Raw genomic sequence first — 24,212 nt, 5'->3', positions numbered from 1 at the left:
ATAAAAATTTCAAACTAATATTAGTCCTCCACCTTCTGCGTATACTTAGGTTTATTATCTCTAAGGTTTATATACACTGACCCATCGGTGTTTAAAATAGCCAATACCAAATCTAAAATATCCCCTACATAACACTTTCTCAATTCATTATACAACCAATTAAAGTCTAAATTATTCTGCTCTAAGAGCTCTCCATCCTTTATAACTCTTTAAAAGATCTAATTTATTCAACTAAGCTAGAAAACACTTATCCTATGGATAAGTGTTTTCTAAGTCTACTCTCTATTATCTCTTATCTATCATCTACTATCTGATTTAACGATTATGGTGAGGTAGTTTGCTTACCTTTTGAGCCGCTTCAACTACCACTCTTAGTATATCCATCTTAGTTTGAGTACTAGAAATATCTACACTATCTAAGAGTATTCTGCCTTCTTCACTCCCTGCATATCTAGGCTGAAGGTTTTTTAAGGCTAAAGCATAGATATCCCTTTGGCACTGCTTACAGTCACATAAATCTTCCCTCTCAGATAATACCTCTTTTATCTTTTCAACTACTTCTACCTCTAATAAATTGTTATTCATCTTCATCCCCCCTGCTAATTAGCTTTTATTACCATATATAACTAATCTTCATCTGAAGAATCATCAACCTCATACCTCTTAAACCACGGGTTACCTGTACCAAACTTTGTATCCAAAATTAACCCTAAAGCAAAGGCTGTTACAATTATAGAGGTCAATACTCCTATCACAGGCACTAATCTCACCAACCATAGAATAGTTACACCTATTAATAGTCTAAGGTAGACATTCATATTAGCTTTTGCTGTATTATTAACTCGATTTCCTACAAATAAGGCAACTCCTATATAACCGATAAATCTAATTATAAAAAAAGCGATTATTATAAAAGGAACTAAAGGAATACCTACAATAGATAATAATGTAGCAACAATAATTAGCGGAAATACTAATAAGGATAAAAAACCCTTTCCAATTTTTTTTAGAGGCTCTTCCTCAAGGGCCAAGGCCATAGCCTCCTCTTGTTTAGGTAATAAAGCATAGGTTAGAGCAACTAAAGCCAATAAAATAAGAAATCTAGATATCCTAAAAGACCATCTAAATAGATTATGTGGTAGAGAAAACTTAAACTTATCCCTTATAATTATTCCTCTTCCACCAATAATCTGAATATTATCTCCACCAACCTGAGCAGTTGGCCCTTCATTGACCCTTCCCATTATCGACACAAGATCACCATCAATTTTATTATTGATATCAATATTACCCATTATAGAAACAAGATCACCTTTTACTCTACCATCAACCTTTACATTACCCATAATCGCTACAACATCACCATCCACAACCATCTCTTCACTTATATAAATATCATCCATTATCTTAATTATACTTTCATTACTATCTACTATTAAAACTTCATCAGGTTGAGCCAAAATATCTGAGGATAAAACTACAAAGACTAAAGAAACAGCCAACATAAAAATTATAAAACCCTTCTTCATTCATCTCCTCCTCTTAGTTTGATTAAAACACTTAATAAAAAGTTAATCCTTTTATAACTATATTATTCATTATAAGTCCATAATTAACCTTTAAATTTTGAAATTTTATCCTAAGAAACTTTTATAATAATCACTTCCTTTTAATTATAACCTTTAAACAAGGAGAAAATAAAAAAACTTCCACCCTTTTAAGGGTAGAAGTTGAATATTTATTAATAGAATAATCCTGCACCTGGTCCAATTGGTAATCCAAATACAAACCATATAATTAACATAATAGTCCAAACTATTGAGAATGCAATTGAATAAGGTAACATTGTCGATATCAAAGTACCAATACCTATATTCTTATCATACTTCTTAGCAAAAGCAATGATAATTGCAAAATATGGCATCAATGGAGAGATGATATTTGTAGTTGAATCACCAATCCTATAAGCCATCTGAGCAAAATCAGGACTATAACCTAACTGCATTAGCATCGGTACAAATACTGGAGCCATAATTGCCCACTTAGCAGAAGCACTACCAATAAAGATATTGATTATACCAGATACAATGATAAAGGCAATAATCAATGGTAGACCAGTAAAGTTAATAGCCTCTAAGAAGTTGGCCCCACCTACAGCTAGAACAGTACCTATGTTTGACCAGTTAAAGTAAGCAACAAACTGACCTGCTGCAAAGGATAGAGCTATATAAACACCCATATCAGACATGGACTCTGACATAAATCCTGCCACATCTGAATCATTCTTAATTGTCTTAGTAGCTATACCATAAGCAAGACCTGGTACAAAGAAGAATATAGCAATCATCGGTACCATCCCTGCTACAAAAGGACTTGCACCTTTAATAATTTCTCCTGCATCATTTCTTAATATTCCAGCCTCTGGAATAGTCATTGCAGCGATTACACCAATTGCTACTAACAACCAAACTCCAGCCCATCTAAGACCTTTTCTTTCAACATCAGTTAACTCTTCTAACTCTTCAGCATAACTTCCTGTATATTCTCCAAATCTAGGTGCTACAACCTTCTCTGTCACCCAAGTACCTACTAAAGTGATCAAGAAAGTAGATGCAATCATAAAGTACCAGTTAACTGTTGGAGCTACTGTATATGCTGGATCTATTAATTGAGCTGCCTCTTGAGTCAACCCTGCTAATAGTGGATCCAAAGTTGAAACCAAAAGGTTAGCACTAAATCCACCAGAAACACCAGCAAAGGCCGCTGCTAAACCTACTAAAGGATGTCTTCCCTTAGCTGCAAAAATAATAGCTCCTAAAGGAACTAAAACTACATAACCTGCATCAGATGCCACATTGGACATAATACCAGCAAATACAACTGCTGCTGTAATGTACTTATCAGGAGCACCTAGAACCATCTTCTTCAAAGATGCACTGATAAGACCTGATTTATCAGCAACACCTACACCTAACATAGCTACCAATACAGTTCCTAAAGGCGCAAAACCTGTGAAATTGGTCGTTGCTTCAGAGAATACTCTTCTAATACCATACTTAGATAATAAATTAGTAACCTCTAACGTCTCTCCAGTCCCCGGGTGATTTACACTAATCCCAAATAAACTTACTACCCATGATAAAACCAAAGTCAAACCAGCCAAAATAAAAAATAATGTGATTGGATGGGGTAACTTATTCCCTACTCGCTCTACCCCGCTTAAAAATCGATCCGTCATGCTTTTCTTCTTACTACTCATTAATAATACTCCTCCTCTTTTAATTTAAATCTAAAAATTTTAATATTGCATACTGACATTAGTAATTCTATAGATTTAATCTAAATTCCTGCATACTTCTTGAAAAAAGTTTTAGATGAGTATTTTGATTAGCTTTGTTACTGTTAAACCACAAAAAATAAAGGCTTAGTCAAAAGCCTTTATTTCCGTGCTCATTTGCTTGAATGCTCGGAGTAATATGAAAGCCTTCCCTACAGGTCTCAAGAGACCTTCCGTGCTCATAACCTTCACCAAAAAGATTGTGAAGGTTATTTCGCTACACCAGCTACACAGGTGGGCATTATATTAATAGAAACTTCATCTCCTCTTTTAATTATCCGTTCTGGATTGACATGAACTAAGAGGTTATAGGTCTTTTCATCTAAGGATACTCTTACAACAATATCAGTGATATCACCTTTATATAAAACATCCTCAACTATCCCTTCAATCGACCCTTGAGGATCTACCTTTAAGCTATTAGGACGAATTGATATAGTAACTTTATCACCCGGCTGCTTTCCTTTGGTATGTTGATGCTGGCAAGAAAAGGTTCCTAGATCAGTTATTACGCTCTTGCCATCAGAATCTATAATTCCATCTACTAGATTAGATTGCCCAACAAAGGAGGCTACAAAGGTTGTCTCGGGGATTTCATAGATTTCTCTAGGTGTCCCCTTCTGTTCAACCTTACCCTCATTCATAACAATTATTTTATCAGATATAGATAAGGCCTCTTCTTGGTCATGGGTGACAAAGATAGCTGTAGCATTGCTCTTTCTAATAATACGGGTTACATCACGTCTCATCTTCTCCCGTAAGCTCATATCTAAATTACTAAAGGGTTCGTCTAAAAGAACTACTGCAGGATCTCTTACTAGAGCTCGGGCCAAGGCTACTCGCTGCTGTTGGCCCCCAGATAGCTCTGCTGGATACTTCTTAACCTGACTTGCCAAACCTACTAACTCTAAAGTCTCCAAAATCTTAGCCTTAGATCCCTTTTTATCCTTAAGACCGAAGCCAACATTCTCTTCTACACTAAGGTGTGGGAAGAGAGCATAATCTTGAAAGACCATACCTACACTTCTCTTCTCTGGCGGTATCCAAGAATCTTTAGAGGCTACCCTCTCTCCTCTAATTACTATTTCTCCATCACTTGGGCGCTCAAGACCAGCAATCAAACGTAATAAAGTGGTCTTTCCACATCCACTTGGCCCTAGAAGGGTGACAATCTGACCTGCTTCTACGCCAAAGCTTACTTTATTAACTGCAGGAACCTCAAATCCCGAAAAATTCTTAGTAACATTACTCAATTCAATAATCATATAATCCATCTCCTTCTTATTTCAAATTGATAATTGATAATGGCTAATTGATAGTTAATCAAAACCTCTAATAATTTTAAAACTTTTAACTATCAACTATCAATTGACAACTATCAATTAGTAACTCTTCTCTTCTTGTGAGAATAAAATCCACAATGAAAAGGAAGATATTATAACTAATAATAAAGCTGGAACCGCTGCACGGGTATAGAATGCTTCAGTAGTAGCATTCCATATCTCCGTTGTCAAGGAACGAAAACCTATTGGACTTAACAACATAGTTGCTGGTAACTCCTTCATTGTCGTTAAAAAAATAAGGGCTGCCCCTGTCAATATCCCTGGGCGAATCAAAGGTATTGTAACAGAGCGTAAAATTTTAAATCTAGAACAACCCATAGTTAGACCTGCATCTTCAATATTTGGGCCAAGTTGCAATAAAGAACTACGCAATGACCCCATGGCTTGAGGTAAGAATAAGATAATATAAGCAAAGACTAATAATGGCATAGTCTGATATAAAGAGCTTGCATAGTTGGCCCCAAAGAAGACTAAAGATAAAGCAACTACTATACCAGGTAAAGCATAACCTGCGTATGTCACCTTCTCTAAAAGGCTACTAGCCTTGCTTTTATATCTTACAGATAGTATAGCTACAGGTAAGGCTACTATTATACCAACTATAGCAGTTATACTAGCAGCATAGAAGGAGTTAAAAGCTGCCTCCCAACGCAATATAAAGACTTCTCCCTGTATCAAACCACGAATAAGCCAGAAAAGACTAACTCCAACTGGTAGGACCAAAGCCAATAAAACGATTATAGTACAGAATATAAGTGCAGGCCATTTCCAATAGCCTAAAGAAACCTTCATTAATTTCCTCTTTGCACCACTACCTACTTTATGATAACGATCTTTACCCCTAGTTCTCATCTCCAAACTAACGATAAACATAGTTAATAAGACCAATACAAGGGCCAACACAGAAGCATAAGTACGATTAAAAGAACCTCGATATTGAAGAAAGATAACTCTAGTAAAAGAATCAAACTGCAACAATGATACTGCAGCAAAGTCACTTAATGTATAAAGAGCTACTAAAAGCCCACCTCCAGCAATTGCAGGACGCAATTGAGGAAAGGTAACTTTCCAAAATATCTGCCAAGGACTTTGGCCCAAGGTGCGCGCAGCCTCCTCTTGGGATTGATCCATCCCTAAAAGAGCACCTCTTACCGACAATAAAACATAAGGATAACTTAATAAGGTTAAAACTGCCCAGGCCCCAAAAAAACCATAGATACCTGGGTTATAGGATATATTAAAGAGATCTGTAATGAAAAGATGAACTATCCCACCATATCCAAAGGCGGCTACAAAAGCAAACCCCCCCACCAAGGATGGTATTACAAGAGGAACCATAGTTAAGATTGACCATATCCTCCTCCCAGGAAGATCAGTCCTTACTGTAAGCCAAGCAAGAGGAACAGCAATAGTTATAGTCGAAAGGGTCACTGCCCCAGCTAAAGCTACAGTATTCAACAATACCCTTATTGTCTGCTCACGTAAGAGTAAATCTAAAAAGTCCTCTGCTCCCCATACCCTTATAATCAAATAAAACAAAGGTAACGACATAGCAAGGGCTACAAAAACCACCGGAATCAATATAAATGCCGGAGCCTTAAAAGGCCAAGTCAGTTGGCCCTTTCTAAATAAATTTATTTTATCACCTATATCTGAAAATTTAAGTTCCATTATATATCCTCCACCTTTTTAGCACTTCTTGTCAAGAAGCTCAAGTATCTATTAATTTCCAAGAATAAATTCCGACTTTTTTCAAAAATATTTAAAAAAACATTTCTTCTTATCATCCTAGCCCTCCCATTAACTAGTACTATCTTAGTATGTATATCATCCTTGAATTTAGTAATAATTTCAATCGACAACTACAACTTTCATTATATTGAAAACAATTATCAAAGTCAAGAGGTAAATAGAAGGAATCTTATTATTCTTATGATTTTACTTTGTTTTTTAAGGGAGGTTTTATGAGATTTATTGAAACTATATAGTAATATAGTTGCACTTTTGTGCAACTAGTAATCAGTGATGAGTGACGAGTAATGAGTAAGATTAAAACCTAAAGACCTCTTATTCAAATTTAGGCAACAAAGGGGTTTTTTAAGGTTTTACCCATTACTCATTACTGATTACCCATTACTAGTGGCACGAAAGTGACACTTAATTACTTATTAACCTTCACTTTTACAAAAAATAAAAACCTAGAACTCGCCAGTCTAACTGACAGTTTCTAGGTTTTTAATATAATTTAACTTCCTAATTATAATGCTCCTACTTCTGATAATAACTCTAATGTTCCTTCTAAATCTTCAATATCAGATAAATCGATATCTGGAGTATTAATCTCTTCTAAAGGCTTTAGTAATGGATTATCTACAACCATACCTTTTACAGTTGGATATTCATTATTTCCCTCAACAAAGTGTTGTTGAACCTCTGGTGTTAACAAGAATTCTATAAACTTATTGATTGCCTTATCATTATCAGCAGTATCCAAAGCTCCTATACCTGCTATATTGATCATAGAACCGGCATCATTTGTGGTATATAAATGTCTTACTGGGAAGCTTTCTCCATATTCTGCTAAGAATCTAAATAAGTAATAATGATTCACAAAACCTATATGTGCTTCTCCTCTGCTAACTCCCTCTACAGTACTTGTATTGTTATGGTACCTAAGTGGATTGTTAGCTTGGATTCCACGTAACCATTTCTCTGCTCTCTCATCCCCTTCTATAACACGCAAAGCTGTTACAAAGGCTTGGAAAGATCCATTAGTAGGTGCCCAGCCGATACGTCCTTCCCATTCAGGCTCTGTAAAACCCCAGATAGTATCAGGTAGTTCATCCTCATTAACCTGGTCAGTATTATAAGCAACAACTCTAGCTCTTCCTGATATACCTAGCCATTCCCCTTCTGGTGATCTTAATCTAGAATCAACTTTATCTAAATACTCTTGAGGTAAAGTTTGAAGGCGACCTTCCCTAGCTAATGCTCCTAATGCACCTGCATCTTGAGCAAAGAAGATATCTGCAGGGCTATTATCACCCTCTTCTAGAATTGTAGCAGCCAACTCTGCAGTATCTCCATATCGTACATTTACTTCAATTCCTGTCTCTTCAGTAAACTTATCAAATACTGGTCCAATCAAATTTTCAGATCTTCCAGAATAAATGGTTATCTCCTCTTGGTTACCCCTTCTAAACCAACCAAAGAAGGCCTCTGTAGTACTACTAAAACTTAACAATAAAACTAATGCCAATACTCCTACTCCTAATAAAGTCCTTTTCTTAAACATCTTTCTTCCTCCTTATATTTTATAAATATTATTATGTAGAGTTTTTAGCTCTTTTAACCGAAAACGATTATCATTTCCAGCTCACAATCTTATTATATTGAAAACCATTATCACTGTCAAGAGGTAATTAAAAGAAATTTTATTTTTCCCATAACTTTACTATGATTTAAAGTTGATAAAGTGATAGAATATTATTAATAGCAATTAAGTGTCTGTGTCAGTTAGAATTTAAATTCTTGAATTTGCTGACACAGACACTAACACTATTAAAAAGACTAGAAAGGTGAAGAAAATGAAGAAGATACTTATATTAATTGTTCTTTTATTGACAATAGTCAGTCTACAGGAGGTAGGATATGCAGATAATCTATTCTACTTTGAAATTCTTGAAGCAGATACCTCCTTTAAAGAGATTGGAGGAGAAATTACTCTGAATAATGGATTTAGATTAAAAGGAGATTATAACTTCAGCAGGATAAATCAATATAGCATAGGATTGGATATAAGTAAGGCTAATCTATCTATAATGAAAGATATCTTTAACACAGAGAACTTAAAAGGGAGTTTAGGAATTGGGTATGACTATGGCAGTGCTCACCTATCTTCAACTTACTTCCCCGAAATGGAGGTAACTTCTAAGGAATCTGGGTTTAATATCGGGGGTCAAGGAGAAGTAAAGTTAGATGATAAATTCTCAGCCTTTGGAGAGATTAACTTTAGTCCTAGGGCCAACTTCCGAAGCAGAATTGAAGGCAAAGAGGATAAAAGTATAAGTAATACTAATAGCAAGTACTTCGGTAAAATAGGTACAAAGATAAAGATAGCCGATAACCTATCAGGAAGGGTTGGTTATAGCTTCACAAGATATAAAGATAAAAGCAATACATCTCTATTGGAAGATGGAGAAGTAGAAGAAAGTCTAAACAATAACCAATCAGGTATATTCTTTGGTTTAGAGACAAGATTTTAGTCAGCTATCAGCTTAAACCTAAAAAACCTTAAATTCAAAAGATCTGACAGTGATTAAGTTCTGATGTTAAAGTTAACCACTATATCTAAAGAATCATAATTTTCTAGATAACAAAAGAACCTAGGAGCATTTGACTAAATGCTCCTAGGTTCTCTACTGATTACTCATCACTCATTACTCTTCACTAATCAATATTTCTTATCTTCAACTATCTCTCTAGTATCCTTTAGACTTTCAAAGACCTGGTTATGTCTTTTAGCAGCTACCCCCATAAAGATAGTATCTATAAGGTTTAACTGGGCTATCCGAGAAGCCATAGCCCCACTTCTAAAGGTATTCTCTACATAAGCTATAAATAAATCTATATCTGAAAATTCTAATATTGGCGACTGACCATACTGAGTAATAGCTATAGTTGTTGCCCCTCTCTTTTTCCCTTCTTTTAAAGCTTCTATAACATCCTTTGTCCTTCCAGAGGTAGATATACCTATTGCTACATCCCCTTCTTCCATATTGGTTGCTGAGGTCAATTGCATATCACTATCTAAGAAAGCAAAGGTTGGAATATTAATTCGCATAAATTTATACTGAAGGTCTAAACCTACTATTGCTGAAGCACCTATACCAAAGATATAAATTCTTTTGGACTCGCTTATTTTATCAATAGCCTTTTCAAGATTGTCAAGACTTAAAACCTCCTTGGTATCCTCAATAGCTTGCATACTTCCAGCAGATATCTTAGCTAAGATATCATTAGGCTTATCTCCTATCTTTATCTTCTCATGGATAATACCCTCCTTATCTGAAGAAGTAGATAGATCATAAGATATAGATAGCTTAAGGTCCTTATAACCTTTCAAATCTAAAGTTTTACAAAACCTAACTACACTAGCTTCACTAGTTCCACTAAAATTAGCTAGATCTGTTATTGATAACCCTATAGCTCTATCTGGATTATCTAAAATAAACCTTGCAATCTTCTCTTCTGAAGGTTTAAAGGTCTTTAGACCCTGTTTAATCTTTGTTAGAATTCCTTTTAACATATTTATCTGCTCCCTACTCTCTATAATTATAGTAACAAAGTGAAACTTTATTACTATTAATTTCAACTAGTCCTACATACCATTTAATTATAACAAAAAACTAAGCAAGTATCTACCATCAAATACTAGATGTATAAACCTCTATTCCTTCTATGAAGGTTCTTTTAACATTAAAATTAGAATCAAGAACTATTAAGTCTCTATCTTTACCCTTTTTAATGCTCCCCTTCTTATCTTCAAAATTCAACCTTTTGGCTGGATTTAAGCTGATTAACTTTATAGCTTGGGCCAACTCCACCACATGGGTTCCTGTCTTTAAGATATGATCTGGTTCATTAAAACCTACATGACCATTGGTCCCAATCCCCAAAACCTGTAGGTCTATACCCCCAGCCCTATCTATCTTTTGATCATACTCCTTACAGAATTCCTCTAATTTATCAATATCTCCACTAGGTATATTTATTCTATCCTCTGAAAGGTTAACCTTATTAAAGAAATTATCAAACATATAATAGTTATAACCTCCTTATATTAATATACCGTGTGCCATACAAAGAGAGCAGCTCTTTATAGGGCAATTATCTGCTATCTATTATCTATCAATAACTAATCTTTCCCATAATCACCGGCTTATCAGCTTCTGTTACACTGGGAACATTATTTGAATTTCCATTTATAGTTTCATTAGCGAGTATAGCAAAAGCTATAGCTTCTTTGGCATCACTAGAATAACCAAGGTCTTCTTGTAATCTAACTGTAACACCATCTAACTCTTTTCTAATCATATTGATCAAAGTAGGATTATAGCTACCTCCCCCTGCAATTATCACTCCATCTAAATTATTTTTAGGCATAACCCACCTTTTATAATTATAAGCAATAGATCTAGCGGTAAAAGCTGTTACCGTTGCTACCATATCTTCATCCTTTATCCCCAACTCTCTGCACCTAGTAAAGAGCTTCTTACTAAATTGGAGACCAAAATCTTCCCTACCGGTAGTCTTAGGTGGTTTAGCTTGGATATAAGGGGTGGACATCAATTCATCTAAAAGATGAGGTATAACCTTACCTTTGCCCCCAAGCTTACCATCTTTATCATAACCTAGCTCACCTTTAGTAATAAGAGAAACTATGGCATCAATGATCATATTCCCTGGCCCTGTATCAAAGGCATAGACATCATCTAAGTTGGCCCCTTTAGGGATTATAGTCACATTCCCTATTCCACCTATATTCTGAAGAGCAAGAGTCTTATCTTGATTGCTATAAAGAATATATTCAGTATAGGGTACTAAGGGAGCCCCATGTCCCCCTGTAGCTACATCTCTAACTCTAAAGTCTCCAACTGTTAGAATTCCTGTCCTCTCAGCAATAACACTTGGTTCAGCAATCTGTAAAGTGCTCTTTTGAGGAAGGTGGTAAATAGTCTGACCATGAGAGCCTATCAAATCGACTTCACTTGGTGCAACACCTGCCACTTTGCAGGTATCTAAAGCAGCCTTAGCAAACTCTTCCCCTAAGTCAAAGTTTAACTGGCAGATTAAATCAACCGATGACTCCTCTATAGAACAAGCTCTCATAACCTTACTTTTTAACTTCTTATCTAGGGGATGATTATTGAATTTTATCAAATCAACCTGGGTATCAAAGCCCTTACCTTTAATCTCTACTAAAGCTGCATCTATACCATCTAAAGAGGTTCCCGACATAAGACCAATTGCTAAACGTTTATCTTTATTGTAGATATTTAATAGTTTCTGCATATCTAATCCCTCAATTCCATAAAACCTATTAGTTCTATTTCCTTATCATCTAAGTACTTTTTAAGCTCTGTACTGGTTAAGACCTCTAACTCCCTCTCTCTTTGCTCATTATAACTACTGATCTCTTTTAACTCTTCATCAGCAATAGCAGGATGGGTCATAATCTCAATTGTTCCACCTTCAAAGCTATTAATTATCTTCTTTAGGTTCTCTACGTTGGCCCCTTCTCCATAGAAGTCCATACTGAAATGATCAGTTGTCATAACACCCTCTCGATTTATCTCTTCTTTAACTTGAGAATTTGGTTGGCGTAAAGGTAAATCATACTCCTTAGCCAATTTGATTACAACTCCTCTTACCCCATCATCACTATGAATATGATGGTGACTATCTAAATGAGTTAAAGTCAATCCGCTCCCTAAGAAGGTTTCAATCTGATTTCTAAGTTCAAATTCAACCTCCTTTAAATTCATAACTGGCAAAAGCTCTCCCCTTCTTCTATAAAACCTTTTTTCATCAGCTATTAAGGTAGGAACTTTATCTAAAGAAGAAATTGGACTTCCACAGGTCAAGGTTAAATGAAGCCCTAAGCCCTCTATACCATTCTCTTTAACTAACTTTATAGCATCTTGAGCCTTAGACATGTTAATCATAATAGTTGTAGCCCTAACAACCCCATCCTTCATCGCTTTGATAATACCTTCATTACATCCATCAGTCAAACCAAAATCATCGGCATTAACAATTAACCTCTTCATTTCTTATCAACTCCAATCTTCGAGTTTAGAATATAAATAGCTAAGTGGCACTTAAACGTTATAATGTAGGTGCAGACCTATGTGGATGCGGTTTATGCGGTTTTCACGGAGAATTTTTGCTTTTTTAAAACTTGTAGGTCTACCCGAAATGATATACTAACCGTTATATCTTCAAAAGATTAGATCAAATATTAATGAGATTCTATTTCTGGTGAATCTCTGGGTCTTAGCAGACCCTTCGCCAAAACCATATCAACACAGGTTCACCCTACAAATATAATTTTTACGAAAGCTATGCTTTATTACTAAATTGTGGTAAATAATCTCTGTTCTGCTCTATAATCTCATCCAATAGCCCCTTAGCTACTTTGACAGAGGGGATTAAAGGATGTAAAGCCAAGGCCTGTAAAGATAGTCCATAATCTCCACTAACTCCTGCTTCTACAGATAACTCTTCATAGGCCTTAACACTTTGAATCAACCCATAAATAGTCGGTGGTAGCTTTCCAACTGTAATTGGGTGGGCTCCAGTGCTATCTACAAGGGCATTAACCTCGATAGAAACATCATCGGGCAAGCCTTTTATTGTACCATTATTTCTAACATTTACAGTATGAACTTCCTTCTTATCATTATAGATTGCACTGATCAATGATACTGCTGCATCTGAATAATAGGCTCCTCCACGTTGCTCTAATTGTGGTGGCTTAATATCCAACTCTGGATCATCATAAACCTCAAATAACTGTTTTTCGATTCCCATAACCTGCTCTGCTCTAGTTCCTTTATCACTATTTGCTGCTTCTATCTCATCAGCCACCAGATCATCGGTCATATAGTAATACCTATGATAAGGGCAAGGAATCATCTTTAAAGATTCTAAAAGATCCTTATCCCAGTTAAGATCAGGAATATTCTTCATAGTAAGCTCTGCTCCATCAGCTAGCTTATCAATTACCTTCATAGTTACATCTTTGCCATCTAGATAAGCACACTTGCCCCATACTAAATGGTTTAACCCTACAAAGTCCATCTTAACTCTATCACTATCAACCTCTAATATCTTAGCAACCATCTTAACCATACCGATAGGTACGTTACATAGACCTATTGTCTTAACATTGGTATGCTTTAATATAGCTTCTGTAATTAATCCAGCTGGATTGGTAAAGTTGATCAACCAAGCATCTGGGGCCAATTCCTCAATATCCTTACAGATATCCATAATCACAGGAATAGTTCGCATAGCCTTAGCAAAACCACCCGCCCCTGTAGTCTCTTGACCTAATACCTCATACTTTAAAGGTATTCTCTCATCTCTAGATCTAGCTTCTAAACCGCCAACTCTAAATTGGGTACTTACAAAATTGGCATCTTTGATAGCTTCTCTTCTATCTAAAGTAAGCTTAACATCTATATCCAAACCTGATTTCTCTACCATTCTCTTAGCAAGGTTTCCTACTATATCTAACTTCTCTTTACCATCTTCAATATCTACAAGATAAATCTCTCTTACAGGTAGTTCATCTGCTCTTTTAATAAACCCTTCGAGCAACTCTGGAGTATAATTACTTCCACCACCGATTACAGCAATCTTTAAACCTTCCATGAATTATCCCTCCATCCTTTTTTCTAACTCTTCAATACGCTTATATAGTCCAATCATATGTTCTATCAGACTCTTTTCTGCAATTGTTGTCATCAAATGATCTTGAGCATGTACTGATAAAAGAGACATATCTATATCTTCTCCATTGATCTCCTTTTGGATTAGATCAGTTTGAGCACCATGAGCTACACCAATACCACCTTCGGCTTCCTTTAACTTCTCTTTAGCAGAATTATACTCTCCTTTTTGAGCAATCTTTAACGCTTCATATGCATTACCCCTTGCCTCACCTGCATTAACAATAATTGAAAACAAAATTTCTTCCATATTCATAAAAAACTCCTCCTTTATATATTAGCTACTAGTCTCTAGCTACTAACTTTTAGTTAAAAACTTTAAATCCTATTTTAATGCGATTATTTTTTGCTAAATAGCTAGTGGCTATTTACCATTAGCTATTTAGCTCCACTTCTATAAAATAGCAGGTAAATTTACCTGCTATTTTATAGAAGTACCAGCTTTTAGCTGATACTTCTTAAACTGACTTAAATCTGTTCTCCAGCTTCACCTTGTTCTTCAGCAACTAATTTTTTCTCATAAGCCTTAAAGAATGGATAGTAGATTGCTGCCATTATTGCAAAGTTGACTAATACCAAGATTACTGCTCTAAAGTCTCCACCTGTTGCTAAGTAAGCACCAATTGGAGCAGGTAAAGTCCATGGAGCAAGAATTGAAGGTCTAGCTACTAAGTTAAAGTACATTGCAAAGTAAGTCAATATACCTGTAATAATTGGCCCTAATATAAATGGTATTGCCAGGATTGGGTTTAACATAATCGGGGCACCAAAGATTACTGGCTCATTAATATTACAGATACCTGGGATTATACTTGCTTTACCTAATTTCTTTAAATAACTTGATTTAGAGAATAACATCCACATTACTAAAGCCACTGTTGCTCCTGAACCACCAATCCAGATAAACCATTGGAAGAATGGTTCTGGAGCGATATTAGGTAGAACCTCTGCTCCTGCTGCAACTGCCTCGACATTCTCATCAAGTAATGTTAACCAAATAGGTCTTGCTACAGCACCAACAACTGATACTCCATGAATACCTGAAGCCCATAATAGAGTGATTAAGATTATCGGTACCAGTACACCTGGCAAGGTATTACCTGCAGTTACTAAAGGTCTAAATATCTCCATGATAAAGGTATGAATATCAAAACCTAATACATGTACAATAATCCATACAAAAGGGATGATAACACCAGCAGGAATTAAAGCTTCAAAGGATCTAGCTACAGAATCTGGAACCTCTTCTGGCATCTTGAACATAATATTTCTTTCTTGTAAGAATCTTAGAATCTCTACTGCTACAAAAGCCATAATAATGGCTACAAATAATCCACCACCACCAAGTTTATCCATAGGCAATACAAATCCTACTTCATCAACCATTTGAGGTGTGACAGTTAAAAGAAAAGTCGCTAAAGACAATAGACCTCCCGAAACCCCATCTAACTTATAAGACTTGGCAAGACTATGACCGATACCATAAGAAGCATATAGTGCCATAAGACCCATAGTCAACCTAAAAGGAAAGAGTATGGTACCCAAATGTGGTTCAACTAATTCAGCCAAAAATGGTATAGGTGGGAAGGCAAAGATCAAGAAGAAACTTCCTATAATAATCAATGGCATAGTAGATACGATACCATCACGTACAGCCCTTAAGTGTCTTTGTTCTGCCAACTTTGTCATTGGTGGCATTAAAACCTTTTCAATAAATTTAAAGAATTTATTCATGATAATCCCCCTTTAATTTAATTTATTTAGATTAACTCCTTTACTTGTTGGAGTAGCTTTGGTCCGCCTAAAGGCCCATAACCTTGAGCATCAATAACAGCAATTGGAGTTTCTGCTTCCTCTGCTGCTTCTTTAAAGACATCTAGTCTATGCCTTACTTGAGGTGCAACTAAGACCAAGTCCCAACCATTACTTAAAGTATCTTCATACTCACCAGTTCCTACTGCTTTTATCTCAGTTTCCATACCCTCTTTTGTAGCTTCCTTCTTAAGTGCCTTAACTACAATAGCACTTGACATACCTCCAGAACATACAATTAATATTTTCTTCATTCTAATATCCCCCCTATTAGTTAATTGCTTTACGTACAAAACCATCAGCTTCCTCCAACTTATTTACTGCTTTCTTATAAGAGAAATTACCTTTAATCATTACAATTGCTATCTTAGGGTTATAATTTGCTGCCTTTAAAGCCTTATGTGCTATGCTATAATCAACGCCAGTTGCTTGCATAACTATTGATTTGGCCCTTTCTACAAGTTTCTGGTTGGTTGGCTGTACATCGACCATCAAGTTCTTATAGACCTTACCTAATTTTATCATTGATGCAGTCGATAACATATTTAGAACCATCTTTTGGGCTGTTCCCGATTTTAATCTTGTAGATCCTGTGATGACCTCCGGGCCAACAACTGGACTGATAGGGATATCTGCGATCTGACTGATCTTAGAATTTTGATTACAACTTAAAGCAACTGTTGTAGCTCGAATTGACTTAGCATATTCTAAAGCTCCTATTACATAAGGTGTTCTACCACTTGCAGCAATGCCAACGACTATATCCTTAGAACCAAAGTCAATCTCTTTTAGATCCCTCTTACCTAGATCATAGCTATCTTCTGCCCCCTCTACAGCATCTACCATTGCCTCCTTCCCACCAGCTATAATTCCTATGACCTTATCTGGTGATGTTCCAAAAGTCGGAGGACATTCAGCAGCATCCAAAATACCTAAGCGCCCACTGGTTCCAGCACCTATATAAACAAGACATCCACCTTCTTTTAAGACTTTAACTATAGCTTCTACTGCCTTTCCTATCTGGGCTATCTCTTTTTGAACAGCTAAGGCTACCTTTTGATCTTCTCCATTTATTAGCCTTACAATATCAACTGCTGACCTTTCATCAATATCCTCTGTATTGGAGTTCTTAACCTCTGTTACTAGGTCTTCTAACTTGCATTCCATCTAGATATACCTCCTTCCCTTAATAGCGACAGTGTTAGTGTCTTTGTCAGCTAAATTATTTTAGATACCCCCATTGTCACTATCACTTACTCTCATTCTTTCTTTTAAATAATTTAAATCATATTCTACACCAAGGTCATTCCAGCCTATTATGAGGGCTCCTATTCCTGCATCAAATAAAGGGGGATTTATCCTTATATTCTTATGCTTACTTATTATTCTATCCCTTAACTGATCCTTTAATAAAGGGATATTGGTTAATAGTCCTCCTAAAAAAGAAATATTGACCATCTTAGCTTCAGGGCTTAACTTATAAATAATCTGATCAGCTATCTTAGCCAACTCCTCTACCCCTGTTTGAACTATCTGTTGGGATGCCTTGTCACCTCCCTTGACCTCTTCAAAGACTAAGGGAGCCAACTTAGCTACATCATTCTTTCCTGTATCAGGGCTATAGATGAAGTCAATTATCCCCTCTGCTGAGGATATATCAAGTTTCTTCATCACCTTATCGGTTAAAGTTGTAGTTTCTTCTCTTCCATCATAAGATTTCATAACCCCCTCTAAAATCCTACGACCAAAGTAATAACCACTTCCTTCATCACCAATTAAGTGCCCCCAACCTCCTACTCTAAAGAAGTTCTTATGAGAATCTATGCCATATGCTATGGAGCCTGTTCCAGAGATTATTATTATCCCCTTCTCTTCTCCATGGGCACCGACAAGTCCAGTTTTGGCATCATTATTAATTAGAAGCTTGGCCTTAATACCTAATTTGGAGAATATCTCTTCTACTATAAGCTTATCCTTCTCCCGATCAACTCCAGCTGCTCCTATTGATACTATAGAGATATCTTCATAACTTATCTCGGTACTCTTGCATAGATCCCTGATTATCTTTTGAAAATTTCTTTCAACCTCTTTCAATCCTGCAGATTGGTAATTTCCCGACCCAGCTAAGGCTAAAGCTAAGAGATTTCCTTTATCGTCTCCTAAGTAACCTAAGGTCTTTGACCCGCCTGCATCAATACCTATAATATAGCCCATAATTAACACCTCTTTTTAAAAGTTAAGCCCTTAATTACTTAACTTAATTATATTATAACCTTTATGGAGGTTATTTTCAACTATTTTTTTAAAAATGTAGTTAATTTTCTTTATGTGATTGTTTAAAAAACCTCTCAAAGCTTGATATGACTAGCTCTTAGTCGCTGTAAAAAACTTTTATATTATTTGTAAATAATATAAAAAGACCAGCCAAGGTGGCTGACCTGAAATAAAAAGATTATTTATATTTACTTTATAAAGTATTAAAACTCAAATTCTCAACCTCTTTTATCAATTGAGTTAACCTCTTACTTCCATCAACTAAACCATCTATCGACTTCCCTATCTCTTTAGCAATATATATTATATCATCTGTAGATCTTTTTATCTCATTACTACCTTTAATTAATTGATCAACTGAATTTGCCGTTTTGCCTACTTGCATTACTGTATCTTCTACAGCTTTTTCAATACTTTTAAATACACCTCTCGTTTCTTCTATAATCTCTTCTCCCTCTTTTGCTTTCTTTTCTGCTTTTGCAACTGAATCTAAACCTCTTTATGATTCTACCTGTGTCCTAACAATAAGACCGCTAATTTCATCAATGGCTTTAGCAGTTTCATCAGCTAATTATCTAATTTCTGTACTTACAACCGCAAACCCCTCACCATATTTTCCAGCTCTTGCTGCATTTAATGCTAATAAATTGGTTTGTTCAGCTATATTATTAATTAAGTTAATAATTTTACTAATATGCTTAGAATTATCATTCAAACCTTTAAGCCTAGATACTGTATCTTCAATACTTAAGTTTATACCTTTAATGCTTTCTATAGTAGAACTTATATTCTCACCACCAAAATTAGCTTCCCCAGAATAACTTGCTACTTCATAAGTACTATCAGAAATTTCTTCAGTGCATTGTACCATATTTTCTGCCAAAACCTTAGTATCATCAATGATTATATTACGATTTTTATAAAGTTTTTCTAAATTTCTAATATCTAATACTAAACTCTCTAACTCTTCTTTTATCTCTTTATTTATAGTTTGATACTTTCTCTTTACCTTGTCTACTCTTTTCTTTTCATTCTTAAGCTCTCTTATATTTTCATTACTCCTTTTTATATTTATTCCTAAAATAATACTAACTCCTATCAATAAAGATAATAAGCTATTAATATTTTCAAAGGAATATGCAAATAAAGTTGTAAAATCTAAAATAATCTTTTTAATTTCTACCCCAGATTCACCTTGATATTTATCTTTTTTAATTTTTTCATCAATAACACCCCACTTAATTAATACTATCTTTTTTCTACTTAGAATATTTTATCAATTAGTATTAATTCAATTACCTATATTAGGATAATGAGTTAGTTAAGAAAATAAAGCACTTACTCTTAAATAATTAGATAAAAATGTGTGATTCAACTTTTATTATTTAGGCAATTATAAACCTCTCTTCCCTCAATAAAAGTCCCTTTAACTTTAAATTTAGAGTTTAAAATTGTTAAATCTGCATCCTTTCCTACTTTAATACTCCCCTTCTTATCATCAATATTTAATCTTCTAGCTGGATTTAAGCTGATTAACTTTATAGCTTGGACCAACTCCAATCCAGTAATCTCAATAATATTCTTTAAGCTCTTTCTTAACTCTGTTGTACTCCCAGCTAGATTACCACTCTCTAATCTAGCAATACCACCTTTAATCTTAACCTCTTGTCCACCTAGATCATAGACTCCATCCTCCATATCAGAAGCTCTAATCGAATCACTTACAGGAATTATCTTCTCCATCTTCTTTAGCTTAAAAACCATCTCTATTATTGAAGGGTGTAAATGGTGTCCGTCGGCTATTATTTCCACAGTAGCTTCTTCATCTAACAATAAAGCCCCAAGAACTCCAGGCTCTCTATGGTGTAAAGCTCTCATTCCATTAAAGAGATGGGTACCATGATCAAGCCCCCATTTAAAACTTTCCTTAACCTCTTCTTCACTAGCATTACTATGACCTGCACCTACTACTACACCCTTGGCTACCAAATACTTAATTACCTCTTTACTACCTTTAATCTCCGGGGCCAACGTTACTAGTTTTAGCTTATCTCCCAAAACATCGTAAAGCTCTTTAACCTCATTTAACCTTGGGGGCCTAATCTGATCCTCCCTTTGAGCCCCCTTCTTCTTGCCGTTAATATAAGGTCCTTCTAAGTGAAGTCCAATTATATTACCCAAGTTATCTTTAGAAGATAGATAAGAGTTTAGTTTTTGACTAACTTCTTTTAACCTTTGGTGACTTGCCGTTAAAGTAGTGGCTAATAAAGCTGTCACACCTTGGCTAGCTTTAGCTTCAGAGATAATTCTAAAAGCATTAAAGTTACCATCCATAATATCACTTCCACCAGCTCCATGGGTATGAATATCTATGATTCCAGGTGATAGATAATCTCCTTGTAAATCTATAATATTAGACCCTTCATTAACCTGCAATTCCTTAGCCATTTCCCCAAATTCGACTATTATACCATCTTTAAGCTTTAGATAACCCTCTTCTACTATCTTATCTTCACCTATAACTTTAGCATTGATAAAGATCAAGTCCTTCATACCTCACCTCCAAAATCACCTTAATCTACTAACCTATTAACTTTGCAGCCTTTTTATCTACAACTACTGTAACATCTGGATGTAGTTGCAATAAAGACGCAGGAACTTCAGTAGTTATCTCTCCACTTATAGTCCTTTTAATAGCCTCTGCCTTATTCTCTCCACTTGCTAACAGGAGTATCTTTTTGGCCCTCATAATAGAACTCATCCCCATAGATATAGCCCTTCTTGGAACTTCATCTAAGGAATCAAAAAAACGACTATTAGCCTCAATAGTCTCTTGGGCCAACTCCACCACATGGGTTCCTGTCTTTAAGATATGATCTGGTTCATTAAAACCTATATGACCATTGGTCCCAATCCCCAAAACCTGTAGGTCTATACCCCCAGCCCTATCTATCTTTTGATCATACTCCTTACAGAATTCCTCTAATTTATCAATATCTCCACTAGGTATATTTATTCTATCCTCTGAAAGGTTAACCTTATTAAATAAGTTATTATACATATAATAATTATAACTTTGCGGATGTTCAGGGTTTAAACCTAAATATTCATCTAAATTAAAGGTTATAACCTCAGAAAAACCTACCATCTGATCGTTATACATTTCAACTAATTTTTGATACATACCTAGCGGAGTCGACCCTGTTGCCAACCCTAAAACAGAGTTAGGCTTTAAAATTATCTGACTAGATACTACACTAGCCGCCTTAGTACTTACTTCTTCATAATCTTTTAAAATATGAATTCTCATCAAATCACCTCTTATTTATTATTAATAGTGTGACTAATAATATTTTCAGCCACACTATTAGTATAATCCTTAATTATCTAACTCTTTATTAATCATTAAAGCAATAGATTCTGCACGTGTTCCAACAATCACCTGTACTGCTTCATCACTTATCTTAATAACTCCTGAAACCCCTAATTTTTTTAATTCTTTTTCATTAACAGCTTCTGCATCTTTAACGGTAAGCCTTAACCTAGTAATACAAGATTCTACACTTTTTAAGTTATCAGCTCCACCCAAATTCTCAATATAAGCTGTAGCATCAACATTACTATTAACAACTTCCCCTTGGTTATTTTCTTCTTCCTCACTTATTCTACCTGGAGTCAAAATATTAAACTTAGTAATTATAAATCTGAAAAGGAAATAATAAATTGCAAAAACAACTAGTCCTAAAGGAATTAATAATAATGGGTTACTTGCTAATCCATAATTTAAAAAGTAATCAATAGCTCCTGCTGAAAAACCAAAACCATGCTTAATACCAAATATATGAGTTAATGCTAAAGAGAATCCTGTTAATAAAGAATGAACAAAATATAAGACTGGAGCTAAAAACATAAAACTAAATTCAAGCGGTTCAGTAATCCCAGTTAGAAAAGATGTAAATGCAATACTAAATAAAGCACCGGAAGCTTGTTTTTTATTTTCTGCACAATGATACATAGCTAAAGCAGCTGCTGGTAATCCAAACATAAAGATAGGATAGAATCCACCCATAAATGTTCCAGCTGTTGGGTCACCGGCAAAAAACCTTGATAAATCACCAGTAACAATCTCACCTGCTTCAGTTGTGTAATCACCAAATACAAACCAAATAAAGCTATTCAATACGTGATGTAAGCCAATAGGAATTAAAGCTCTATTTAAGATACCATAAACAAATACTCCAAAAGCTCCAGCACCAATAATCCAATTTCCTACTACTTCAATTCCCATTTGAATAGGAGGCCATACATAACCAAATATTCCAGCCAATAAAACACATGAAGCTCCAGTAATAATTGGAACAAATCTCTTTCCACTAAAAAAACCTAACCACTCAGGCAATTCGATATTATGATATTTGTTATACAAAGAACCAGCTACCAAGCCAGCTATAATCCCAGCTAAAACTCCCATATTAATATCACTATTTATCGCTTCTGTACCATTAGTCAATACAAAATAACCTACTACACCAGCCAATCCTGCTGCTCCTGATCCATCAAAAGAAATCCCAACAGCTACACCAATACCAAATAACAGTGCCAAGTTATCAAATATTGCTGCTCCTGCTGATGCAACAAAAGGAATATCTAATACATCTCCAGCACCTAACCTTAATAAAAGTGCTGCAGCCGGCAAAACAGCAATTGGTAACATTAATGCCTTACCAATCTTCTGTACATGAGTAATTAATTTTTTCATAATTATAACACTTCCTCTCAAAGAATTAATTTAATTTTTTACTACATAAGCAGATATAAGCAGATATTAATTACTTATGTGCATTATAATATTCATATAAATTGCCTCTTATTTATCTTATAAAATTATGGCACAACATCAAATTGATTATTACTTTAAAAGATATTGAAACTATATTATAAATTAAATATCACCTCCATCACTTAATAATTATAGCTAACTACACTACCTTGCTTCTTATTTGTATTATCAAGTTTTAGCTATTGCTTACGACTTTAAATATTTTATACTAAATCCCTAGTTATACAACCATTGTTTTCTTCTAAAAAAGCCTCTGCTTCTTCTAAGTTCAAATCCTTTTTAATCATTATTATACCTAACCTTGCATCATAATTGCATTTATCCAATACTCTTTTTACTGTTTTATTACTTACTCCAGTTGCTATCTGAACTATCTTTTCTATTCTCTTTTTTAGCTTATTATTAATTGGCTTTACATCAATCATTAAATTACTATAAACCTTGCCTAATTTAACCATAGAAGCAGTACTTAACATATTTAAAACCATTTTTTGAGCTGTTCCAGCCTTCATTCTAGTTGAACCCATAATCACTTCAGGACCAACATCAACAGCAATACAAATATCTGCTATAGTCTGTAATTTACCATTTTTATTACAGATAATGCTTATAGTTTTGCATCCTAAATCATTAGCATATTCTACAGCCTTTACCGCATAAGGTGTATTGCCACTAGCTGAAATTGCCACAACAATATCATCTTTACTAAGATTTATATTAGATAAATCTTTGATTGCTAAATCACCATCATCTTCAGTCTCTTCAAGTGGCATACTCAAAGCATCTTTACCACCTGAAATAATCCCTTGAACCAGATTATCATCTATACCAAAAGTTGGAGGGCATTCTACAGCATCTAAAACACCTAATCTACCACTTGTTCCACTTCCAATATAAATTAATCTTCCTCCATTTTTTAATCCTTCAACTATACAATCAACTGCATTAGCTATACTTTCTTCCTCCTTTTTAACTGCTAATGCTACTTTTTCATCTTCATTATTAATCTTTAAAATTATATCTTTAGTTGTTAATGTATCAATATCTAAAGTATTAGGGTTTCTTTTTTCAGTAATTTTCTGCACTTT

The 24,212-nt window shown here is 34.9% G+C and carries 24 protein-coding genes; 1 reads left to right on the top strand and 23 read right to left on the bottom strand.

The window, feature by feature from the left end; genetic code table 11:
* Nucleotides 1-20: 20 nt before the first annotated feature.
* The 7 genes from HALSAC_RS17725 to HALSAC_RS0113880 form a co-directional block, all read right to left on the bottom strand.
* Nucleotides 21-155: a hypothetical protein gene (locus HALSAC_RS17725; RefSeq protein WP_281172362.1), complete on the bottom strand. Its 135-nt coding sequence runs from the start codon at nt 153-155 to the stop codon at nt 21-23.
* A 160-nt stretch (nt 156-315) separates the two neighbouring features.
* Nucleotides 316-585: a late competence development ComFB family protein gene (locus HALSAC_RS0113910; RefSeq protein WP_051412243.1), complete on the bottom strand. Its 270-nt coding sequence runs from the start codon at nt 583-585 to the stop codon at nt 316-318.
* 41 nt (nt 586-626) lie between these two features.
* Complete coding sequence (locus HALSAC_RS0113905; protein ID WP_027340779.1) at nt 627-1,529, bottom strand: DUF8173 domain-containing protein; 903 nt, start codon at nt 1,527-1,529, stop codon at nt 627-629.
* 212 nt (nt 1,530-1,741) lie between these two features.
* Nucleotides 1,742-3,259 (bottom strand): AbgT family transporter, encoded by a 1,518-nt coding sequence (locus HALSAC_RS0113900; protein WP_027340778.1) that lies wholly within the window; start codon nt 3,257-3,259, stop codon nt 1,742-1,744.
* A 287-nt stretch (nt 3,260-3,546) separates the two neighbouring features.
* Entirely contained in the window at nt 3,547-4,602 is a 1,056-nt protein-coding gene (locus tag HALSAC_RS0113895; protein WP_035571932.1) for an ABC transporter ATP-binding protein, read from the bottom strand.
* A gap of 117 nt (nt 4,603-4,719) precedes the next feature.
* Nucleotides 4,720-6,351 (bottom strand): ABC transporter permease, encoded by a 1,632-nt coding sequence (locus HALSAC_RS0113890; RefSeq protein WP_027340776.1) that lies wholly within the window; start codon nt 6,349-6,351, stop codon nt 4,720-4,722.
* Between the two features lie 586 nt (nt 6,352-6,937).
* Complete coding sequence (locus tag HALSAC_RS0113880) at nt 6,938-7,975, bottom strand: iron ABC transporter substrate-binding protein (RefSeq protein ID WP_027340775.1); 1,038 nt, start codon at nt 7,973-7,975, stop codon at nt 6,938-6,940.
* A gap of 292 nt (nt 7,976-8,267) precedes the next feature.
* Here HALSAC_RS0113880 and HALSAC_RS0113875 point away from each other — a divergent pair, with 292 nt between their 5' ends.
* On the top strand, nt 8,268-8,945 hold the full coding sequence (locus tag HALSAC_RS0113875; protein WP_027340774.1) for an outer membrane beta-barrel protein: 678 nt from the start codon (nt 8,268-8,270) through the stop codon (nt 8,943-8,945).
* Nucleotides 8,946-9,133: 188 nt separating this feature from the next.
* Here HALSAC_RS0113875 and HALSAC_RS0113870 read toward each other — a convergent pair whose 3' ends face one another.
* The 16 genes from HALSAC_RS0113870 to murQ (HALSAC_RS0113795) form a co-directional block, all read right to left on the bottom strand.
* The gene (locus tag HALSAC_RS0113870) at nt 9,134-9,988 is read right to left on the bottom strand and encodes a MurR/RpiR family transcriptional regulator (protein ID WP_035571929.1); all 855 of its coding nucleotides are present in this window, start codon (nt 9,986-9,988) and stop codon (nt 9,134-9,136) included.
* Between the two features lie 118 nt (nt 9,989-10,106).
* The gene (locus tag HALSAC_RS16685) at nt 10,107-10,499 is read right to left on the bottom strand and encodes an amidohydrolase family protein (protein WP_027340772.1); all 393 of its coding nucleotides are present in this window, start codon (nt 10,497-10,499) and stop codon (nt 10,107-10,109) included.
* Nucleotides 10,500-10,590: 91 nt separating this feature from the next.
* Nucleotides 10,591-11,754 carry an anhydro-N-acetylmuramic acid kinase AnmK gene (gene anmK / locus HALSAC_RS0113860; RefSeq protein WP_027340771.1) on the bottom strand — a complete coding sequence of 388 codons (1,164 nt, stop codon included), beginning with the start codon at nt 11,752-11,754 and terminating at the stop codon, nt 10,591-10,593.
* 2 nt (nt 11,755-11,756) lie between these two features.
* Nucleotides 11,757-12,512: a chitin disaccharide deacetylase gene (chbG, locus tag HALSAC_RS0113855; protein ID WP_027340770.1), complete on the bottom strand. Its 756-nt coding sequence runs from the start codon at nt 12,510-12,512 to the stop codon at nt 11,757-11,759.
* Between the two features lie 292 nt (nt 12,513-12,804).
* Nucleotides 12,805-14,121, bottom strand: coding sequence for a 6-phospho-beta-glucosidase (locus tag HALSAC_RS0113850; RefSeq protein ID WP_027340769.1), 1,317 nt, complete (start codon nt 14,119-14,121; stop codon nt 12,805-12,807).
* 3 nt (nt 14,122-14,124) lie between these two features.
* Nucleotides 14,125-14,454, bottom strand: coding sequence for a PTS lactose/cellobiose transporter subunit IIA (locus HALSAC_RS0113845; RefSeq protein ID WP_027340768.1), 330 nt, complete (start codon nt 14,452-14,454; stop codon nt 14,125-14,127).
* Nucleotides 14,455-14,666: 212 nt separating this feature from the next.
* Nucleotides 14,667-15,932, bottom strand: a complete 1,266-nt coding sequence (locus HALSAC_RS0113840) for a PTS sugar transporter subunit IIC (RefSeq protein WP_027340767.1) — start codon at nt 15,930-15,932, stop codon at nt 14,667-14,669.
* Between the two features lie 26 nt (nt 15,933-15,958).
* Nucleotides 15,959-16,264: a PTS sugar transporter subunit IIB gene (locus HALSAC_RS0113835; protein WP_027340766.1), complete on the bottom strand. Its 306-nt coding sequence runs from the start codon at nt 16,262-16,264 to the stop codon at nt 15,959-15,961.
* Between the two features lie 16 nt (nt 16,265-16,280).
* Nucleotides 16,281-17,177 carry an N-acetylmuramic acid 6-phosphate etherase gene (murQ, locus tag HALSAC_RS0113830; protein WP_027340765.1) on the bottom strand — a complete coding sequence of 299 codons (897 nt, stop codon included), beginning with the start codon at nt 17,175-17,177 and terminating at the stop codon, nt 16,281-16,283.
* A 60-nt stretch (nt 17,178-17,237) separates the two neighbouring features.
* Nucleotides 17,238-18,224 (bottom strand): N-acetylglucosamine kinase, encoded by a 987-nt coding sequence (locus HALSAC_RS0113825; protein ID WP_027340764.1) that lies wholly within the window; start codon nt 18,222-18,224, stop codon nt 17,238-17,240.
* Nucleotides 18,225-18,477: 253 nt separating this feature from the next.
* A complete protein-coding gene (locus HALSAC_RS16680; RefSeq protein ID WP_027340763.1) occupies nt 18,478-18,669 on the bottom strand; it encodes a hypothetical protein in 192 nt (63 codons plus the stop codon).
* Nucleotides 18,670-18,855: 186 nt separating this feature from the next.
* Nucleotides 18,856-19,386, bottom strand: a complete 531-nt coding sequence (locus HALSAC_RS17570; RefSeq protein WP_027340762.1) for a methyl-accepting chemotaxis protein — start codon at nt 19,384-19,386, stop codon at nt 18,856-18,858.
* A gap of 269 nt (nt 19,387-19,655) precedes the next feature.
* Nucleotides 19,656-20,837 (bottom strand): N-acetylglucosamine-6-phosphate deacetylase, encoded by a 1,182-nt coding sequence (gene nagA, locus HALSAC_RS0113810; protein WP_027340761.1) that lies wholly within the window; start codon nt 20,835-20,837, stop codon nt 19,656-19,658.
* Between the two features lie 28 nt (nt 20,838-20,865).
* Entirely contained in the window at nt 20,866-21,594 is a 729-nt protein-coding gene (gene nagB, locus HALSAC_RS0113805) for a glucosamine-6-phosphate deaminase (RefSeq protein ID WP_027340760.1), read from the bottom strand.
* A gap of 69 nt (nt 21,595-21,663) precedes the next feature.
* Nucleotides 21,664-23,043 carry an N-acetylglucosamine-specific PTS transporter subunit IIBC gene (nagE, locus tag HALSAC_RS0113800; RefSeq protein WP_027340759.1) on the bottom strand — a complete coding sequence of 460 codons (1,380 nt, stop codon included), beginning with the start codon at nt 23,041-23,043 and terminating at the stop codon, nt 21,664-21,666.
* Between the two features lie 284 nt (nt 23,044-23,327).
* Nucleotides 23,328-24,209, bottom strand: a complete 882-nt coding sequence (gene murQ / locus HALSAC_RS0113795; protein ID WP_027340758.1) for an N-acetylmuramic acid 6-phosphate etherase — start codon at nt 24,207-24,209, stop codon at nt 23,328-23,330.
* Between the last annotated feature and the right edge of the window lie 3 nt (nt 24,210-24,212).

The organism is Halonatronum saccharophilum DSM 13868 (genome assembly GCF_000517025.1).
Classification (GTDB): domain Bacteria; phylum Bacillota; class Halanaerobiia; order Halobacteroidales; family Halobacteroidaceae; genus Halonatronum; species Halonatronum saccharophilum.
This window is presented reverse-complemented; position numbering and strand designations above follow the sequence as displayed.

What these genes read in the sequence shown, in the direction of transcription:
- HALSAC_RS0113910 (WP_051412243.1), bottom strand. Translation starts at nt 585, where the DNA reads ATGAATAACAATTTATTAGAGGTAGAAGTAGTTGAAAAGATAAAAGAG.
- HALSAC_RS0113905 (WP_027340779.1), bottom strand. Translation starts at nt 1,529, where the DNA reads ATGAAGAAGGGTTTTATAATTTTTATGTTGGCTGTTTCTTTAGTCTTT.
- HALSAC_RS0113900 (WP_027340778.1), bottom strand. Translation starts at nt 3,259, where the DNA reads ATGAGTAGTAAGAAGAAAAGCATGACGGATCGATTTTTAAGCGGGGTA.
- HALSAC_RS0113895 (WP_035571932.1), bottom strand. Translation starts at nt 4,602, where the DNA reads ATGATTATTGAATTGAGTAATGTTACTAAGAATTTTTCGGGATTTGAG.
- HALSAC_RS0113890 (WP_027340776.1), bottom strand. Translation starts at nt 6,351, where the DNA reads ATGGAACTTAAATTTTCAGATATAGGTGATAAAATAAATTTATTTAGA.
- HALSAC_RS0113880 (WP_027340775.1), bottom strand. Translation starts at nt 7,975, where the DNA reads ATGTTTAAGAAAAGGACTTTATTAGGAGTAGGAGTATTGGCATTAGTT.
- HALSAC_RS0113875 (WP_027340774.1), top strand. Translation starts at nt 8,268, where the DNA reads ATGAAGAAGATACTTATATTAATTGTTCTTTTATTGACAATAGTCAGT.
- HALSAC_RS0113870 (WP_035571929.1), bottom strand. Translation starts at nt 9,988, where the DNA reads ATGTTAAAAGGAATTCTAACAAAGATTAAACAGGGTCTAAAGACCTTT.
- HALSAC_RS16685 (WP_027340772.1), bottom strand. Translation starts at nt 10,499, where the DNA reads ATGTTTGATAATTTCTTTAATAAGGTTAACCTTTCAGAGGATAGAATA.
- anmK (WP_027340771.1), bottom strand. Translation starts at nt 11,754, where the DNA reads ATGCAGAAACTATTAAATATCTACAATAAAGATAAACGTTTAGCAATT.
- chbG (WP_027340770.1), bottom strand. Translation starts at nt 12,512, where the DNA reads ATGAAGAGGTTAATTGTTAATGCCGATGATTTTGGTTTGACTGATGGA.
- HALSAC_RS0113850 (WP_027340769.1), bottom strand. Translation starts at nt 14,121, where the DNA reads ATGGAAGGTTTAAAGATTGCTGTAATCGGTGGTGGAAGTAATTATACT.
- HALSAC_RS0113845 (WP_027340768.1), bottom strand. Translation starts at nt 14,454, where the DNA reads ATGAATATGGAAGAAATTTTGTTTTCAATTATTGTTAATGCAGGTGAG.
- HALSAC_RS0113840 (WP_027340767.1), bottom strand. Translation starts at nt 15,932, where the DNA reads ATGAATAAATTCTTTAAATTTATTGAAAAGGTTTTAATGCCACCAATG.
- HALSAC_RS0113835 (WP_027340766.1), bottom strand. Translation starts at nt 16,264, where the DNA reads ATGAAGAAAATATTAATTGTATGTTCTGGAGGTATGTCAAGTGCTATT.
- murQ (WP_027340765.1), bottom strand. Translation starts at nt 17,177, where the DNA reads ATGGAATGCAAGTTAGAAGACCTAGTAACAGAGGTTAAGAACTCCAAT.
- HALSAC_RS0113825 (WP_027340764.1), bottom strand. Translation starts at nt 18,224, where the DNA reads ATGGGCTATATTATAGGTATTGATGCAGGCGGGTCAAAGACCTTAGGT.
- HALSAC_RS16680 (WP_027340763.1), bottom strand. Translation starts at nt 18,669, where the DNA reads ATGCAAGTAGGCAAAACGGCAAATTCAGTTGATCAATTAATTAAAGGT.
- nagA (WP_027340761.1), bottom strand. Translation starts at nt 20,837, where the DNA reads ATGAAGGACTTGATCTTTATCAATGCTAAAGTTATAGGTGAAGATAAG.
- nagB (WP_027340760.1), bottom strand. Translation starts at nt 21,594, where the DNA reads ATGAGAATTCATATTTTAAAAGATTATGAAGAAGTAAGTACTAAGGCG.
- nagE (WP_027340759.1), bottom strand. Translation starts at nt 23,043, where the DNA reads ATGAAAAAATTAATTACTCATGTACAGAAGATTGGTAAGGCATTAATG.